We start from the raw sequence: 14548 nt of genomic DNA on the forward strand, positions 1-14548 counted from the left end.
TGTGATTACGCGAGGCCGGGTCGACAGAAGTGTCGGGCGGCGGATCCCGGGGTGCGGGTCGGTCCGGGTCGTGCGCGCCGGTGGAGACCGTTCGGGAGCGAATGCCGGGAGGTCACGGCGCTTTCCCGACAACAATGGGCATGGCGGATTGTCGGGCGCAAGGCCATGAGCCTGCCGTGAGCAGGACGCGCGTCGCCGGCATCACACTTCACTGAGAAATGTGAACTCAGGCCCGGAAGGTCATACTTATCGGGATTCGAACAACGCGACGATCACTCGGTCGTGATGATGAGCTTTCCGCCCTTGGGTGTGCGGTTGCGTTCAAGCTCCGTGAGCGCCGCGATCGCCTCGCCGAGCGGCACAGTGCGCGCAACCGGCAGGCGCAGCATCCCCTCCCCGGCAGCCCGCGCGACCGCCTCGAGGTCGGCTACGACGGCCTTCCCGACCAGCACCCGATACGGTCCCGGCAGGGCGCTTCTGGCGAACTTCGCCGGCGTGGGGTTGATGTCGATGACGCGACCACCCGGCTTGAGCAACGCCTGTGCGGCTCTGATCGACAGTGTGCCGGCAGTATCGAACACGACGTCGAATCGCCCCGCGAGTTCCGTCGCGTCAAAGTCGAAGTCCACGACCGGGGCGATACCAAGGCCGTGTGCCTCGTGCATGGCGGTGTCCCGGCAACTGCCTCCCACGGAGGCGCCGTACGCCAAGGCGATCTGTGCGGCAGCTCGGCCGACTCCGCCGAGGCAGCCATGGATGAACACGGCTTGCCCGGCGTGCACTTTGCCTGTGTTGACCATGGCCTGGAAGGCGGTTAGCCCGGCAACGGGGATCGCGGCGGCCTCCCCCCAAGAGAGATTCATCGGCTTCGTCACGACCGCCTTCTCTTTGGCGACAACCATCTCGGCGAACGCTCCCGCCGTCTTCAGGCTTGACCCTCCGAGCACTTCGTCGCCGACACCGAGTCGCACGACGCCGTCACCGACCGCCTCCACGACGCCCGCGAAATCGTGCCCCAGGCCACGCGGGAACTTCCGGCCGGTCATGATCTTCATCTCACCGTTGCGGATCTTCCAGTCCATCGGGTTCGCGGCGGCCGCCTTCACGCGGACCAGAACCTCACCGGGTCCGGGCCGCGTCGGCTGGAAATCCTCGAACCGCATCACCTCGGGACCGCCGTACTGGTGGTACTGGATGCGCTTCATCGTCGTCATGGCGAACACCTCTACGTAGCGATGTCATCAAGTGACATCACCCTAACACGCCGATGTCACCTGATGACATCACGGCGGGAATCAGCGCGCGGCAGCACTAAACTCACAGCATGGGACGATGGGAGCCTGGAGCCAGTGGTCGACTGCGCGAGGCCGCACTAGACCTATATCTCGAACGCGGCTTCGAACAGACCATGGTGGCCGACATCGCCGAACGGGCCGGCGTGACTGCCCGTACCTTCTTTCGCTACTTCACCGACAAGCGCGAGGTCCTCTTCGACGCCTCGGCCGAGCTGGAGAAGAAGTCGTTGGCCGCGCTGGAGGCGGCGCCCGCCACGGCGTCGACGCTGGATCTGGTCGCGACCGCGCTCGACGCCACGGTCGACATCATCGGACACGACCATGAACTCGCCCGGAAGCGGCACGTGGTGATCATGGCCAACTCCGATCTCCGAGAACGTGAATTGATCAAGCTCGCACACATGTCGGCCGCACTCGCCGACGGGCTTCGACGGCGGGGCATCGGCGACGCCGAGGCCAGCCTGGCCGCCGAGGCCGGCTCCGCGGTGTACCGGGTTGCCTTCCAACGATGGGCCGATGCCGACGACGACCTCGATCTACGCGATGTCATTCGCCGGTCGTTCGCCCAACTGCGAGCCCTGACCGCCCCCAACTGATCCAGGCGCTTGCCGACGGCCCGAGCTTCGGAGAGTGAACTGCTGAGGTCTGGGCGAGCCTGATCACACACGGCGGTGCCGCCGGCGCACGCGCACCGACCCGTCGGCGCGGCCGGCCGTACCAGCAGATCGAACTCGCCTCCGGCAGAGCCGCCGACCCCGTGCCCGCCAGGTCGCCGCACTGCTCGTCCGAACTTCCGAGCGGCGCCTGACCGTGGCCCTGGTGGTCATGGACCTGCTGTGCGCGCCGCAGCGCGTTGTTGCCGGCCAGGGCTCTCGGGCTGCACCGCTGCGCCAAGGCCGCACACAGAGCGGGCACCCCTCGGACTGACACCACAGCGCCACAAACTTAGGGCAGCCTTCCCTGATCGTCTACATCTATGTAGACTCCTGGCCGGTATCGCGCCACAGCGCAGGACTGGCTCCTCCGTACAGGAGCAGGAGGACATCTTCGGCCCGACAAGAAGGAAGGCGACCCGGCATGTGCATGGCGCACCCAGGCTCCAACGACGGGACGACCATCCTCCGCCGCGGCCACTCCGTCACCGGCAGCATCGACGGGCTCGGCCGGGCGGTGCGCGTAACTCCCGGGAACCGCATGAGGTCCCGTAACTCAGAATCAGAAAGGGAACCGACGTGTTCGGGAACTACCTCATCGGGCTGCGCGAAGGGCTGGAGGCCAGCCTCGTGGTCTGCATCCTCGTCGCCTATCTCGTCAAGACCGGGAACCAGCGCCGACTGCCGCCCGTCTGGGCGGGCGTGGGAATTGCGGTCGCGCTCTCCCTCGGCTTCGGTGCCCTGCTGCAGTTCGGCTCCTCCACCCTGACCTTCCAGGCCAAGGAGGCCCTTGGCGGCGGCCTGTCCATCCTGTCCGTCGCCCTGGTGACCTGGATGGTCTTCTGGATGCGCCGCACCGCCCGCCACCTCAGGAGCGAACTTCAGGGCAAGCTGGACGCGGCCCTCGCCGTCGGCACCGGCGCCCTCGTCGTCACCTCCTTCTTCGCCGTCGGCCGTGAGGGCCTGGAGACGTCCCTGTTCATCTGGACGGCCGTGCAGGCCACCGGCGACGGTGTCCGCCCGCTCGTCGGCGCCCTGTTGGGACTTGCCACCTCGGTCCTGCTGGGCTGGCTGTTCTACCGGGGCGCACTCAGGATCAACCTGGCGAAGTTCTTCCGCTGGACCGGCGCCATGCTCGTCGTCGTCGCGGCCGGTGTCCTCGCCTACGGCATCCACGACCTTCAGGAAGCCGACCTCCTGCCCGGCCTGCACCGCCTCGCCTTCGACATTTCGTCCACCATTCCCCCGGACTCCTGGTACGGCACGCTGCTCAAGGGCGTGTTCAACTTCCAGCCCGACCCCACCGTTCTGCAGCTCATCGTCTGGGCCGTGTATGTCCTCCCGGTGATGTTCTTCTTCCTCGCACCCGAGCGCTCCGCCTCGGCACCAACAAGCCGACAGGTGCCGGCCGGGCAGCCGGCCGCCGAGTAGCACCAGGCCGTGGCCAGTGCGGATCCCACCCCGCACCGACACCACCGTGCAGAACTTCGTCCTCGTCGCCCTCATGGCCGTCCGGGCCGTCGCGGTCGCCATCGCCCTCGAACTGATCGCCCGCTCCGGCCTCACGACCCCGCCCCTCACAACCTCGCCTGCCTCGGAGCGGCAGGACAGGCGACCCTCACACGCCGGTGGCGCACCCGCCGAACCATGCGTACCGCCCTGTCGCACAAGGCCCTTCGGCGAGAGACGAACAGCTGATGTACGAGCCGCGGACACCTGAACCGGACCGGCCCCGGCCGGAGAATGACACCGCTGCGCGGGCCGAGCACGCCATCAGGTGGCTGACCGAGGGCGATGAGGCCGAGCGAACGCTGACGGCGGCGCTGGGCGGGCTGCCGAACGAGCGTGACGACCGCGTCGCGCGGATGGCCGCCCTCCTCCAGGCCACCGCACGCGGTCTCGGGCCGCGAGCCGCCGCCGTGTGGGCCGGTGTGCCCGAACGCATGGCCATCGCCCTATTGGCCATCACCGTCAACATCGTCACCGTCTCAGTGGCACCCGACACCACAAAGGCGGTGACCCGCCGATGAGCGACCTCGCCCCTGTCCACCCTCTCGTCCCCACGGCCGCGGACGTGTCGCCTCTCATCGCCGTCACCGGCCTGGAGATACGCCTTCTCGACGGCCGCGTCCTCCTCCCCGCCATCACCGCGCGGATACACGCCGGGCGGGTCACCGCCCTCATGGGAGCGTCGGGCTGCGGCAAGACCACGCTGCTGCGCGCCCTGATCGGGCATCTTCCCCGGGGCGCAGCCATCACCGCGGGGACACTCGACGTCCTCGGCCGCACACCGCACCGGCTCACCCCCCGACGAGCTGCGCCGGCTGGGGCGCACATCCGTCGCGTACGTCGGCCAGGAACCCGGCTCCGCCCTCAACCCCCGCATGACCGTACGCCGCCTGGTTGCCGAACTCGCCACCGACCCGCGCGAAGAGAACGTCGCCGAGCTGCTCGCCGAGTGCCGTCTGCCCACCGGCACGGAAATCGCCGACCGCAGGCCCACCGCCCTGTCCGGCGGCCAGCAGCGCCGCGTAGCCCTCACCCTCGCCCGCACCCCGAAGGTTCTCCTGCTGGACAAGCCGACCGCCGGACTCGACACCACCCTGCACAACGAGATCGCCCGGCTGTTGCGCCGGCTCGCCGTCGGCCGGAACCTCGCCGTCGTCGTCGCCACCCACGACTCCGAACTCGCCGCCGCCTGCGCGGACCGGACCATCCGCCTCACGCCCACGGCCGCCACCGCCGCCCCGTACTCACCGGCGCCGCGTTCACCGCGGCGCCCGGCTCGGCCACGGCTGTCGTCGGCCCCTCCGGATCCGGCAAGACGACCCTGTTGCGCCTCCTGGCCGGGCTCCACCCCACCCACAGCGCACAGCTCACCCTCGACGGCCGCCCACTGGCCCCGCAGATCCGGCGCCGTACCCATGAACAGCAACGCCGCATCCAGTTGGTGCCGCAGAACCCGCTCGCCGCGCTCAACCCTCGTCACACCATCGGCCGGCAGCTCGCCCGGCCCCTGCGTCTGTACGCCGGCCTGCCCAGGAATGAGCGCCCCGACCGCGTCGCCGCACTCCTCACCCAGGTCGGTCTCACCGCCGACTACGCCGACCGCTACCCGAACGAACTGTCCGGCGGACAGCACCAGCGCGTCTCCATCGCTCGCGCACTCGCCGCCGGCCCCGACATCCTGCTCTGCGACGAAATCACCTCCGCCCTCGACGGTGACATCGCCACCGGCATCATGGGCCTCCTCACCAGCCTGCGCACCGAACACCACATGGCCCTCGTCGTGGTGTCCCACGAACACCACCTCGTCGCCCGCTACACCGACACCGTCCACCTCCTCGACTCCGGCCGCATCACCGGCAGCGGCCCCACCGCGACCCTCCTGACCGCACGCACCCACCGCGAACAAGCCGAGACCGCAGGCACACACGGCCCGACCTGAAAACGCCCGCGTCGCTCTGCGCCCGGCACCAGGCCGTTTCCCGGGTTGCGGTTTTCGGAGGAGTGAGTAGAACGGTGGAGAACGACTCCTCGTGCGTGTCACTGATCTCCCGCCCTCTCAGGCGGTCACGGATCCATGGTGACTGCCGGCCAACGAGACTCCAACGTTCATCAGTAGGCGGGCAGGCAAGGGAGCGGGTCGGCCACGGCGTAAAACCGCGGATCGGTCATCGTGCTTATGAATTGACGCGAGGCAGTGTCATGGCCGCGAGGTGGAGACGGACCTAATCGACACCAGCAGCCCGAAAGGAAGCGGACAATATGGCGAGTGCAGCGCTTAAAAATGTCCTCATCACAGGCGCGGGTACCGGATTTGGACTTGAAGCCGCTATGCGCTTGGCGAAAAAGGGCTTCGCCGTAATCGCCGCGGTGGAGATCTACGGCCAGGTCCAGACCCTGAAGCGCCAGGCGGCCGAGCGAGGCGTAAGCCTGGAGGTCGAAAAGCTCGATGTGACCAGCGAGGGTGATCGTCGTAAAGCCCTGAATTGGGGTGTGGAGATCCTCGTGAACAACGCAGGAGTCGGCGAAGGCGGCTCAACGGTGGACATTCCCGCACCGAACATCCGGCACCAGTTCGAGGTCAACGTGACGGGACCACTGCTCCTCACCCAGGGAATCGCCAAACAGATGGTCAAACGTGGTGCCGGAAGAATCGTCTGGGTGTCATCCCGGGAGGGCCTGAACGTCAACCCCTTCACCGGCATCTACTCCGCTTCCAAGCACGCAGTCGAGGCGATCGCCGAAACCATGGCCTACGAACTGCAGGAACACAACATCGAAGTGGCGACGGTCAACCCCGGGCCATTCCTGACCGGCTTCAACGACCGGATGTTCCAGACCTGGGAGAGCTGGGAGGACGACCCGTCCCAGCGGCTCTTTGACTACTCCAAGCTCGCCTTCCCCCGTGCACAGTTCGATCCTGAAGCGGTCTATGCGACGTTGACGTCCGTCGCTGCCGGAGAGGTCAGCAGTTTCCGCAATCTGGAGCCCACGTCGATGATCGAGGAAACCAAGCGCCTCCAGCAGGTTCCCTGGGAGCGCAAGGTCACGGACGGCCTTGGGACCCGGCATCAGGCGATCCAGCAGTCCTACGAGATGCAGCCCGAGACTCCCGTCACCGACTGACGGGCTTCCCAGCCCACGCGTTCCTCGCTCCGATCGGCCCAAACGCGGTCGCCGGTGCGAGTGGCGGCCCGGCCCGGCTGGATCCGCCCCCATGCCTGGGGGGCGACGGCCCGTACGCCGTGCGAAGTGTCCAACGGGCATCCGCCCCCATCCCGACGGCCGTAGGTCACCTCCGCCGGCGGAGGGCGCGCGCGGCGATCCGTGGTGTCAACAGAGTTTCGGGGCGACGGTTGAGTGAAAGCACCGCGAAGAACGCTTCGGCGACGACCGGGTCGGTGTTGGCCGCGGCCAGCACTCGGGCCAGGTACTCCTGCTGCATCCTCCCGAGCCGGCCCGGCTCCGGTCCGTCCGTGCCCGGATAGCGGCGGTCCTCACCCGTCGCGATCACCCAGGCCGGCCTCACGCACTTCGCCACCGCTCTCTGCGTCTGCTGTGTCCGGGCGGCGATGTCCGCCGGCTCACGCCCGGCGATCCGACCGGCGATGACCTGCGCCTGCAGGGCCGCGACCGTCATTCCGTGCCCGTAGACGGGGTTGAACCGGCACAGGGCGTCTCCGACCATCATCAGCCCACGCGGCCACCGTCTCACGCGCTCGAAGTGCGTCCACTCGTTCGCCGTCGCCCGGAAGGCGACCGCGTCCGACAACGGCACCGCGCCCCTCAGCGCCTGCGACAGCTCAGCCGAACGCAGCGACGCGGCGAACGACAGCCAATCCTCCTCACTGGTGGGTGGCTGGTGTTCGCCTTGCCCGATGAGTGTGATCAGCCACCGGCCGCCGTCGACCGGAAGGATCACACCGCCGCGCGGCACGTCCGGGTTGCCCTGGACATACATGGCCTTCCAGGGTCTCTCGTCGGCCGGGCGCCCGAAGTAGCGGGAGGAGTAGCCGAGACGCGCGTCGACCCGCTCGGTCACCGGCGTGGGGCAGCCCAACTCACTGAGCCAGCCCGCGGCACGGGAACTGCGACCGGCGGCAACGACCACCAGCCCCGCCCCCATGGTGAACTCGGCCCCGTCCGCGCCCCGTTCACGCAGCCTCACACCTCCCACCGTCTGCCCGGCCCGCGCCGGAAGAAGCCCGGTCACCTCATGGCGGTCCAGTACGGTCACCGCGGACCCGTCCGCGACGACCCTGCGGCGCAGGGCCGACTCCAGGAGTTCGCGTGAGACGGACAGGTAGTCCGCTCCCCGTACGCCGCTGAACCACCGCGCGGCGGAGAGCCACCGCATTTGTTCGGGGGCACCGACGACAGCGCCCCCGGCGGCTTCGAGGCCGGTGATGACACCCGGCAGAAGTTCTTCCATCGCCGCCATGCCGCGCGACCACAGGATGTGCACATGCCTGGATTGCGGTACACCGGGCCGGAACACCGGCGGCCCGTCGGGGAGCGCGTCCCTCTCGATCACCGTGACACGCTCGAAACTCCGTCCCAGCACATGGGCGGTGAGCAAACCGGACAACCCGGCTCCCACCACCACCGCGTGACCCGTCACATCGTCCGTCACCACGCACCCCCTCCACCGCAAACCACGCTCCGTATCATCTCGCACACGCCCTGTGGGCAACAGTGCGCACAAGCCAATCAACGCGAAGGCCGGGTCGTGGTCGTGGTCGTGAGTCCGGGGCATCAGGGCATCCCACGGGATGCGTCCGCGGAAGGGTCATGCTTCCGGACGGAGTTGTACGCGAATCCGACCGCGCGGGGCGACGCATCATTCGAGTTGTGCGACGCACTGTTGTGCACGGACGGGCCGATACGGACGCCGGCCGGTACTCATCGCCGTCTTGGCGCTGTGTTTGTGCTTACGCAGCGGGAGGCGTTGGCGCCCGGCGGTCACGAGCAGTCGAACCAGTGCCCGATGGGGCGATCGGGACAGGTACGGCACTCGAATACATAGACGCCTCCGGCGTCGCCGAGGCACAGCCCGGCGGGGTTGTGAGCGTCCTCCTTCCATCGCGGACCGCCCGATTCGTTCTCGTCGGCCCGGTCCTCCTCGGGAAGCCATGTCCGCCAGGACTCACCGTCGAATTCCCAGCTGGACACCGTCAGGAGGTGCTCCATCTGGCTGCCGCACCCTTCGCAGTCGGGCCATACCGGATCCTGCGTCCAGCCCGGGTAGCCGCCGAGCTTGATCCCCGGGGCCTCCGCCAGGTGGTAGGAGTACCGCAGGCCGGTTTCGGCGAGCAGTTCGTCGAAGCGGCCGTCGAGGGCGTCGTGAACCCCGTCGGGAAGGTCCCGGCTCGGGTACTCGGTCACCTGCTCGGGGTGCACGGCACAGGGAGCCGGGTACCAGTCCTCAGGAAGTTCAGCGGCCGGCAACGGAGTCGGCAGCACATCGCCGACGGCACTGGAGTCCCGCCAGTGGACCTGGGGCAGGGGATAGCAGAATTCGCCGTGCCCGTAGGGGCACCACAGGACCTGCAGCAAGTCCGTGCCCTCGGGGAAGGGCACGGACGGCGCGTCGGCACGGCGGACCTGCACGACGGGAACCATGGGTACCGAGGGCGCGGGCTGATTCATGTCGTCCAGGCCGTAGTGCTCCTCCTCGCAAACCGGCCAGGGCTCCGCGGCAGGCCAGAGCAAGGGACCTCCCACGGAACTGTCCTCGCACATCGGAGAACCGGAACGCGGATGCAGGCGGACGGACTCACGGCGGAAGGGCAGCAACTCGGGAAAGAGGCTTTCCACATCGACCGGACGGCTGGGCGTGTGACGGGACATGTGCAGGACTCTAGAACCCAGGTACGACAACCAGCCCGCAGGGTTTATGCCGATGGCGGTGCAGGCGGCGGATCCGCCTCGCTGCGGATGCGCCTGGTTGCCCGGAAGAACCATCGGTTGCGGCCCCGTGTCGGTGGGGCACGGGGCAGCAGGCCCGTGTGCGGATGTCAAGCGGCCGAGCGGACGGCGAGATCTGCGGCGGTACGTGCGAAGCGGACGGCCTCCTGGAATCTGAACATGCCTTCGGGGTCAGCCGGTTCGTCCTCGTCGGGGATACGGGCAGCCTCCCGGATCGTGCGCAGGGCCGACGCTGCGACGACGACCGGGGTGGTGGTCTAGATCCGATTTGACGACGACGTTGACCTTGGCGATGCCGCGGTCGGCACCGGTCACCATCGCCAGCAGGTCTGCCCCCACGGGAGTGTGATGGTTGCCGCGGACGGGCGGGGCGGTCAGGTGTTGATCTCGGGGAAGCGGTACTCGATCCGGTCACGCTTGGTGTAGAGCTGCCAGTAGGTCTCGGCGAGTTCATCGGGGTCGAGAACATTCAGGCCGGTGACACCACCGGTGACGGCGGCCAGGTCCTCGGGCGTCATCGCGTTGTATGACTCGCTGTTCTTGATCAGTGCGGCCAGAGTGGAGACGCCCGCGTAGACGCCGGCGTCGGCGACCTCTCCGTGCAGGGAGTGGACGAAGTTGCGGATCGCCGACATGGCCGGGCCGATGCCGCTGATGTGCGGTTGCGGGTCGGCTGCGGTGAATCCGCCGGTGACGATGAAGCCGCCGTTGCCGCGTTCGGTCATCTCGGGCAGAACCGCGTGGGCGATCTCCACCGGGGTGAGCAGGAACAGGTTGACCAGCGGCGCCAGTCGGGCGGCGTCCAGCTCGGCGGCGGGGATGAAGGCGGTGCCGCCGGGAAGGGGCTGGTACGAGACGACGTCGATACGGCCGAAGCGCTCGCGGATGGTATCGACGACCGGGCGGGCGTTGGCCGGGTCCGACAGGTCGGCCGGGAAGGCGGCTGCCTCGATTCCTTCCGCGGCGAGCTCTTCGGCCATGGCCTGGAGCCGCTCGGCTCGGCGGGCGATCAGCGCGACGCGGAAGCCTTCCTTGCCGAAGCGGCGGCCGAGTGCGGTGCCGAGACCGCTGCCGGCACCGAAGATGGCGACAACCTGGGACATGGATGTTTCCTCACTGTGCTACGGGAATCGTCTGCTACGGAGTCGTCGACCGGCGGCCGACGGAGAGAAGGCCGATCCTTAGCGAGCCTCTCGGCCTGGGGCGGGCCGGCGGGACATTCCTCGAACCGCGCCGATCAGGTTCGGCGGGCCCATGGCCTCGTCCAGGTCCTGTCCGGCGGATCTTCGGGGATCAGACCGCGACGGACGCTGCGATCCGATCCAGCAAAATCCCAACGAAAGACCCTAGGCGGAGAAGTCGATGGACCGGGCGAGCTCCCGGCCGGCGTCGACCTCTTCCAGACGCCTGGTGAGCGCGGACCGGATGGCCGCGTGGGCATCGCTGCCCAAGGCGACGCGGCGCGGCGCGGGCGTGGTGTCGGCGGAGTCGATGATGGCGGCCGCCACCTTGACCGGGTCGCCGGGAGCTTCGGCGGTGAGGTTGCCGGCGGCCCGGACGGCCTGGTGCACCTGTCCGACCGGGGTGTCGGCGTAGACCGGCAGCGGCTCGGCGACGCTCAGGGAAGCGCCGAATCCGGTGCGGATCACGCCCGGCTCGATCATGGTGACGCCGATGCCGAACGGGGCCACCTCGCCGATCACGGACTCAAGGAAGCCCTCCACGCCCCACTTCGAGGCGTGGTACATGCTGGCGCCCGGGCCGGAGATATGGGCGCCCATGGTGGACGTCTGGATGAACCGTCCGCCGCCCTGGGCGCGCAGATGCGGGACAACCGCACGGAAGAGCTGAATCGGCGCGGTCATGTTCAGTGCGATCTGCTCGTCGACCGTCTCGTCCGACAGTTCCTCGGCCGCGCCGACCGCGCCGCGCCCGGCGTTGGAGAACACCACGTCCACGCGGCCCAGCTCGGTGAACGCGCGCCCGACGACCTCACGGAGCGCGGCGGTGTCGATGACGTCCAGCGCCGCCGTCCACAGCAGCTCCGGGTACTTCTTCTTCAGGTCGTCCAGGACCTCGGGCTTGCGCGCTGTGGCGGCGACACGGTGCCCCGCCTCCAGCAGTTGCTCGACGACCGTCCGCCCGATGCCGGCCGACGCGCCGGTGACAAACCACGTCTGTGCTGCCACGACCACTCCTTAATCCAACTAGTTGGTTGCAACGCAAACGTACGCTGCCGCTCCCCCACCGTCAAACCATCCAGTTGGATTTATCGTGAGTCCGCCACCGGGAATGCAACTGCCTGGTTGGTTTACTCTTGCCGGATGGGATACGACTCCGCCGCCACCCGCGCCCGGCTGCTCGACGCCGCCTTCGACGAGTTCGTACGCGTCGGGCTCGCCGGCGCGCGCGTGGACCGCATCGCCGCCGCCGCGTCCGCGAACAAGCAGGCCATCTATGCCTACTACGGCTCCAAGGACGCGCTGTTCGACGCCGTACTCGCCGACCGGCTGACGGTCCTCGCGGACATGGTGCCCTTCACCCCCGCCGACCTGCCCGGCTACACCGGCGCCCTGCTCGACGCGCTGACCGCCGACCCCGGGCTGCTGCGCCTCACCCAGTGGAAGGCGCTGGAGCGCCCCGGCGCCTCACACCTGGAGCGGGAAGCCCACGTCACCAAGGCCGCCGAGATCGCCGAAGCCCATGGCGTCAGCGCCGAGGCCGGGATGGACATCCTGATGCTCGTCGTCGTAGCCGCCCAAGCCTGGGCCACCACGGCGCCGGAGATCCGCAACCCGAACGGTGCCGACGAAGCCGCCCGGCTCGTCCGGCACCGGGCAGCCATGACCAAGGCCGTCCAGGCCGCCCTCGACGCCGCGCTGCCCGCGACGACCTGACAACGAACCCATCCCGCCAACGCGTTACACCCCGGTCCGGTAGGCCTCCAAGCGGTCGGCCAGTTCCGTGGGGTGGCCGAGCATGGGGCAGTGGTCGCCGGGCATTTCGTCGGGTGCAATGCCCAGGCGCTCCCGCACGATCCCGCGCATGTACCCGGCGGGGAAGAAGCGGTCGTCCCGGGCCAGCAGGAACCTCGTGTGTACGTCCGGCCATGCGGCCAGCGGCCATGGCTTCATGAACGGGGTGGCCGACTGCGTACGCGCGTGTTTCCCGGCCTCGGCGATCAGTTCCGCCGGGGTGTCGTGGTGGAACAGGGCGGTGTCGTCGTCGGGGTCCCTGCCATCGCGTTCGTCCTGTTCGCGCCTGGCCTGCTCGTAGCCGGTGTTGGTCCACCACTGGCCCGGGGTCTCCCCCGGTGCCGGGATCTGTGCCTGGAGCATCACCAGCAGGTCCACCGGCACGCGGTCGCACACCAGCGGGGCGGTGAACCCGCCGAAGGAGTGGGCCACCAGGATCAGGTCGGTGCGATCACCGATGGCGTCGACCACGGTGTCGGCGTACTCGGCCAGCCCGGCCGAATCGTCGTCGCACGGCAGGTCCACCGCAACCACGTCATGGCCCCGCCGGCGCAACTCGGCCTCCAGCAGATGCCAGTACCACGGGCTGGACGCGGCACCGGGAATCAACACATACGTAGCCATCGTCGGGGAGCCTTTCGGTAGCGGACACGGTGAACGGACGCCGCTTCGGCGGACTGGGGAAGACCCGGTCGACGATACCTACCGGCGGCGGTTGCACCGGCGGCTCACCGTGCAGAAGTCCCGTCACATGCCGGCCCGGGCCGTGTGCCCGGACCGTTGTGCCACGGCGAGCGCGGACCGCGCGCCAGGGCGTGTTACGCAAGCCGCCTGGCTCGCGACGCCCGTCGGCACACTGCGGGCGGCCCCGCCCGGGAGCAGGCGAGGCCTCACACGCCAACGGTCAGCTGGGCTGACGGGTGGGCATGATCGTGACCTGCTGAAGGTTCACCCGCGGCGACAGGCCGGCGATGAACCCGATCGTCCGCGCGATGTCCTGGGGCGTGAGCCACTCCATCGTTTCCTTCGATCCTTCCAGCCACTGCAGCGCGCCGTCGTAGGTGACATGGTTCTGGAGCTCGGTGCCGACGATGCCGGGTTCGATCGCGGACACACGTACGTTCTTCGCGCCCAACTCGGCGCGCAAGTGGCGGGAGAGGTGGGTGACGTAGGCCTTGGTGGCTGAGTAGACGGCGAAGTGCGGGAAGATGTTCTGTGCCGCGATCGACGAGGTGTTGATCAGGTCGGCCACCCCGCGCTCGGCCGCGGCCTTCACGAGGTGGGGTGTGAACGCGCCGATGACATTCATCAGCCCGGTGACATTGAGGTCGATCTGGTGCTGCCACTGGTCCACCGGCCGTTCTTCGACCGGGGCGGGCAGCATGACGCCCGCGTTGTTGAACAGCAGATCCGCGCCGCCCGGCTCGGCCATCACACGGTCGGCCGCCGCCTGCACCGCGGCGGCGTCCGTCACATCCGCGGTGACGGCCACCGCGGTGCCACCGGCCTTCTCGATCCGGGCGGCCAGGTCTGCCAGCCGGTCCGCGCGCCGTGCCAGCACCACCACGGTGGCGCCCAGCTCCGCCAGGTGCTCGGCAGACGCCTCACCGATACCGCTCGACGCGCCGGTCACCACAGCGACCCGGCCGGTCAGAGACGAAGCAGAAAATTCCGTCGGCATGATGTACCTCTTCCAGGAAAGAACGGAGCAAGCAGGGAAGGAACGGAGCGGGTGCGCAACCGGTTGTCATCGGCCCCGCATCCAGCACACCACCGCCGCACCCCCGTTTTCCGCTCCCACCGGGCCCTGCACGGGCAAGTACTCGGGAAACAGGTACCGACAGGGCCACCCAGCGCTGGGCACGGCACCTGCGGCACACTCAGACTGGGGGTATGGACCGCAGCAGCGAACTCGCCGACTTCCTGCGCACACGCCGTGCCGGGATCACACCGGACCAGGCAGGACTGCCCGCCGACGGGCGTGCGCGCCGGGTGCCGGGGCTGCGCCGTGACGAGGTCGCCCGTCTGGCCGGGGTCAGTACCGAGTACTACACCCGCCTCGAACAGGGCCGTGGCGGAAACCCGTCCCCCCCAGGTCCTCGAAGCCCTCGCTCAAGCGCTCAGGCTCGATACGGCAGAACGCGAGCACCTCGTCAACCTCCTGGCCCGCCCCACCCCGGCACGCCGCGCC

General features: G+C 68.8%; 13 protein-coding genes and 3 pseudogenes. 9 read left to right on the forward strand and 7 right to left on the reverse strand.

Annotation, left to right across the window (positions count from 1 at the left end):
- Positions 1–272: 272 nt before the first annotated feature.
- Entirely contained in the window at positions 273–1214 is a 942-nt protein-coding gene (locus WH07_RS00470) for an NADP-dependent oxidoreductase (RefSeq protein WP_046494178.1), read from the reverse strand.
- Positions 1215–1324: 110 nt separating this feature from the next.
- Between WH07_RS00470 and WH07_RS00475 the strand changes: the two genes are divergently transcribed.
- The 7 genes and pseudogenes from WH07_RS00475 (at position 1325) to WH07_RS00495 (ending at position 6580) form a co-directional block, all read left to right on the forward strand.
- Positions 1325–1891 (forward strand): TetR/AcrR family transcriptional regulator, encoded by a 567-nt coding sequence (locus WH07_RS00475; protein WP_046494154.1) that lies wholly within the window; start codon positions 1325–1327, stop codon positions 1889–1891.
- Between the two features lie 636 nt (positions 1892–2527).
- On the forward strand, positions 2528–3379 hold the full coding sequence (efeU, locus tag WH07_RS00480; RefSeq protein WP_046494156.1) for an iron uptake transporter permease EfeU: 852 nt from the start codon (positions 2528–2530) through the stop codon (positions 3377–3379).
- Between the two features lie 266 nt (positions 3380–3645).
- Positions 3646–3978, forward strand: coding sequence for a hypothetical protein (locus WH07_RS00485; RefSeq protein WP_052744166.1), 333 nt, complete (start codon positions 3646–3648; stop codon positions 3976–3978).
- 152 nt (positions 3979–4130) lie between these two features.
- Positions 4131–4202, forward strand: a pseudogene (locus WH07_RS41895) (hypothetical protein); the annotation flags it as partial.
- Between the two features lie 70 nt (positions 4203–4272).
- Positions 4273–4476: pseudogene (locus tag WH07_RS41660) on the forward strand (ABC transporter ATP-binding protein); the annotation flags it as partial.
- Positions 4407–5396 (forward strand): ABC transporter ATP-binding protein, encoded by a 990-nt coding sequence (locus tag WH07_RS00490; protein ID WP_232788647.1) that lies wholly within the window; start codon positions 4407–4409, stop codon positions 5394–5396. The pseudogene WH07_RS41660 and the gene WH07_RS00490, both read left to right, overlap by 70 nt.
- Before the next feature lie 320 nt (positions 5397–5716).
- A complete protein-coding gene (locus WH07_RS00495; RefSeq protein ID WP_046494157.1) occupies positions 5717–6580 on the forward strand; it encodes an SDR family oxidoreductase in 864 nt (287 codons plus the stop codon).
- Between the two features lie 166 nt (positions 6581–6746).
- Here the strand turns inward: WH07_RS00495 and WH07_RS00500 are convergent, their stop codons facing one another.
- From WH07_RS00500 to WH07_RS00515, 4 genes are all read right to left on the reverse strand, one after another.
- Positions 6747–8087 carry an NAD(P)/FAD-dependent oxidoreductase gene (locus WH07_RS00500; RefSeq protein WP_052744168.1) on the reverse strand — a complete coding sequence of 447 codons (1341 nt, stop codon included), beginning with the start codon at positions 8085–8087 and terminating at the stop codon, positions 6747–6749.
- 329 nt (positions 8088–8416) lie between these two features.
- The gene (locus WH07_RS00505; RefSeq protein WP_232788648.1) at positions 8417–9166 is read right to left on the reverse strand and encodes a DUF1963 domain-containing protein; all 750 of its coding nucleotides are present in this window, start codon (positions 9164–9166) and stop codon (positions 8417–8419) included.
- A gap of 590 nt (positions 9167–9756) precedes the next feature.
- Positions 9757–10485, reverse strand: a complete 729-nt coding sequence (locus tag WH07_RS00510) for an SDR family NAD(P)-dependent oxidoreductase (protein ID WP_046494159.1) — start codon at positions 10483–10485, stop codon at positions 9757–9759.
- 243 nt (positions 10486–10728) lie between these two features.
- Complete coding sequence (locus WH07_RS00515; protein ID WP_046494161.1) at positions 10729–11571, reverse strand: SDR family oxidoreductase; 843 nt, start codon at positions 11569–11571, stop codon at positions 10729–10731.
- A gap of 135 nt (positions 11572–11706) precedes the next feature.
- Here WH07_RS00515 and WH07_RS00520 point away from each other — a divergent pair, with 135 nt between their 5' ends.
- On the forward strand, positions 11707–12279 hold the full coding sequence (locus WH07_RS00520) for a TetR family transcriptional regulator (protein ID WP_046494164.1): 573 nt from the start codon (positions 11707–11709) through the stop codon (positions 12277–12279).
- A gap of 24 nt (positions 12280–12303) precedes the next feature.
- On the opposite strand, the gene WH07_RS00525 is transcribed toward WH07_RS00520, so the two are convergent.
- On the reverse strand, positions 12304–12981 hold the full coding sequence (locus tag WH07_RS00525; RefSeq protein ID WP_046494165.1) for an alpha/beta hydrolase: 678 nt from the start codon (positions 12979–12981) through the stop codon (positions 12304–12306).
- A 280-nt stretch (positions 12982–13261) separates the two neighbouring features.
- Positions 13262–14038, reverse strand: coding sequence for an SDR family oxidoreductase (locus tag WH07_RS00530; protein ID WP_046494166.1), 777 nt, complete (start codon positions 14036–14038; stop codon positions 13262–13264).
- A 212-nt stretch (positions 14039–14250) separates the two neighbouring features.
- Between WH07_RS00530 and WH07_RS36870 the strand changes: the two are divergent.
- Positions 14251–14548, forward strand: a pseudogene (locus tag WH07_RS36870) (helix-turn-helix domain-containing protein); the annotation flags it as partial.

It is taken from the genome of Streptomyces odonnellii (genome assembly GCF_000981895.1).
GTDB lineage: Bacteria > Actinomycetota > Actinomycetes > Streptomycetales > Streptomycetaceae > Streptomyces > Streptomyces odonnellii.